Source organism: Comamonas sp. wu1-DMT (assembly GCF_040187805.1).
Lineage (GTDB): Bacteria > Pseudomonadota > Gammaproteobacteria > Burkholderiales > Burkholderiaceae_C > Comamonas > Comamonas thiooxydans.
The window spans coordinates 1-2,497 of the sequence record NZ_JBANEM010000043.1 but is presented as its reverse complement, the minus strand read 5'-3'; the positions used below and the strand labels follow the sequence as shown (position 1 = coordinate 2,497).

Sequence of the window (2,497 nt, the reverse complement as noted above, 5' to 3'; positions counted from 1 at the left end):
CTGTTAATTTCCACGCAAAACTGACCCGCCATTTCCATCTCAAACTGACCCACTCCTTGACTTGAGCCGTAAGGCTCAAGATGTGGATTAGGTTTTGTTTCTCTCCTTCTTCATGGGCGGTTGTTGGACTGCACTGCTGTGCTTGAAGCGGTAGCTATCGTTGCCTGTTTCCAGAATATGGCAGTGGTGGGTCAGGCGGTCCAGCAGGGCCGTGGTCATCTTGGCATCACCAAACACGCTGGCCCATTCGCTGAAGCTCAGGTTGGTGGTGATGACTACGCTGGTGCGTTCGTAAAGCGTCGAGAGTAGATGAAACAGTAGCGCACCACCAGATGAGCTGAAGGGCAGATAGCCCAGCTCATCGAGTATCACCAGATCCGTATGCACCAGCCTGTGGGCGAGCTGTCCGGCTTTGCCTTGCACTTTCTCTTGCTCCAGGGCATTAACTAACTCAACAGTAGAGAAGAAGCGCACCCTTTGACGGTGGTGCTCAATGGCCTGAATACCCAGTGCTGTAGCAATGTGCGTCTTGCCCGTGCCAGGTCCACCGACAAGCACCACGTTGTTAGCCTTCTCGATGAACTCACAGCGATGAAGGCTGCGTACCAAGGCTTCATTGACTTCACTGTGTGCGAAGTCAAAGCCTGCCAGATCTCTGTAGACCGGGAACCTGGCGACCTTGAGTTGATAGGCAATGGAGCGCACTTCTCGCTCAGCACTCTCGGCCTTGAGCAGTTGCGACAGTATGGGGTGTGCTGCTTCAAATGCTGGTGAGCCTTGCTCTGCAAGTTCTGTCACGGCATGGGCCATGCCAAACATCTTGAGTTGGCGCAGCATGATGATGATCGCAGCAATGGCGGGGTCATGACGCATGGCGCACCTGTCGGAGTTGGTCATAGCGCACGACGTTGGCTTGTGGCTCAACGATCAAGGCCAAGGCTTGGGGTGAATGGATGGGGTCAGGCTCCGGTGTTCCATCAATGAGGCGGTGCAAGATATTGATGATGTGGGTCTTGCGGGGTGCGCCATCCTCCAGTGCCAACTCGACAGCGGCCAGGACGGCTTGCTCATCGTGCTGCAATACCAAGGCAAGAACTTCCACCATCTCGCGATCGCCGCCAGGTTGCTTCAGGAGCAAAGCTTGCAGTCGTTTGAATGCGTCTGGCAACTCGACAAACGGCGCACCGTTGCGCAATGCGCCAGGCTTGCGCTGCAATACGGCCAGGTAATGGCGCCAGTCATAAACCGTACGCCCAGAGCCTTGGTGATTGCGCTCAATGATGCGCGGGTGTTCGCAGACGAACTGACCTTCGGCCACGACAACCAGGCGGTCGGCATAAACCTGCAAGCTCACGGGCCTGTTGGCATAAGAGGCCGGCACGCTGTAGCGATTGCGCTCGAAGTGAACTAGGCAGGTGGGAGAGACTCGTTTGGCATGCTCGACAAAGCCGTCAAACGGCCGAGGCATGGGCATCAAAGTTGAGCGTTCTTGCTCCCACACATCAGCAAGTGAGCCAGGCAATTGGCCATGCGCAATCTCTTGCCATAACTGCTGACACCGTTGCTCTAGCCAATCGTTGAGGGCACTGAGTGTCGGAAACGCTGGTACAGATTGCCAGATACGATGGCGAGCGTCCCGAACATTCTTCTCGACCTGTCCCTTCTCCCATCCCGAGGCCGGATTGCAAAACTGTGCCTCGAACAGGAAATGGCTGGCCATAGCACTGAAGCGGGCGTTGACCTCTCTGAGCTTGCCACGGCCGACACGATCGACGGCTGTGCGCATGTTGTCGTAGATCCCCCGCCTAGGGACGCCTCCAAACACCGCAAAGGCACGGTTGTGGGCATCGAACAGCATCTCATGGGTTTGCAGGGGATAGGCCCGCAGATAGAAGGCTCGGCTGTGGCTGAGCTTGAGGTGAGCCACTTGCAGCTTGGTGCGTACACCCGCGATGACAGCACAATCCTCGCTCCAATCAAACTGGAAGGCTTCTCCAGCGCCGAAGACCAGGGGCACAAAAACGCCTCGCCCTGATGTTTGCTCAGCCACATGACACTGAGCCTTCCACACTCTGGCAAAGGCAGCGACTCGGTTGTAGGAGCCGGTATAGCCCAACCCCTGCAAGTCCACAAACATCTGCTTGATCGTGCGCCGCTGCTTGCGAGAGCGGTTGACTTCTGTACGCAGCCAGCCTGACAGCTTGCTGGCGTAGGGGTCGAGCTTGGTGGCAATGGTGCGCTGTGCAAGTTGAGGTTGCACAACGTCGGAGCGCAAATACTTGCGGATGGTATTGCGAGAAAGCCCAGTTCTGCGGGCGATCTCTCGGATGGACAGGTGCTCACGCAGAGCCCAGCGCCGGATGACACTCAAAGTGGCCACGTCAATCACTCCTGGTCTCCTGCTGCACAAGAAAGCAGCAGGCTAGGGTTAATGCGTGGGTCAGATTGAGATGGAAAAACCGGGGGCTAGTGGGTCACTTCTGGGTGGAAATCAACA

2 protein-coding genes are annotated in these 2,497 nt (G+C 56.6%); both read right to left on the bottom strand.

Translation table 11 applies throughout. The features are described 5' to 3' along the window. Nucleotides 1-87 precede the first annotated feature (87 nt). Nucleotides 88-873: an IS21-like element helper ATPase IstB gene (istB, locus tag V8Z78_RS26900; protein WP_256493544.1), complete on the bottom strand. Its 786-nt coding sequence runs from the start codon at nt 871-873 to the stop codon at nt 88-90. Continuing rightward, nucleotides 863-2,389 carry an IS21 family transposase gene (istA, locus tag V8Z78_RS26895; protein WP_349732497.1) on the bottom strand — a complete coding sequence of 509 codons (1,527 nt, stop codon included), beginning with the start codon at nt 2,387-2,389 and terminating at the stop codon, nt 863-865. The genes istB and istA overlap by 11 nt, the downstream gene beginning before the upstream one ends. Nucleotides 2,390-2,497 lie beyond the last annotated feature (108 nt).

Bases quoted from the DNA above. Each gene is read 5' to 3' on its own strand.
- istB (WP_256493544.1), bottom strand. From the start codon at position 873: ATGCGTCATGACCCCGCCATTGCTGCGATCATCATCATGCTGCGCCAA.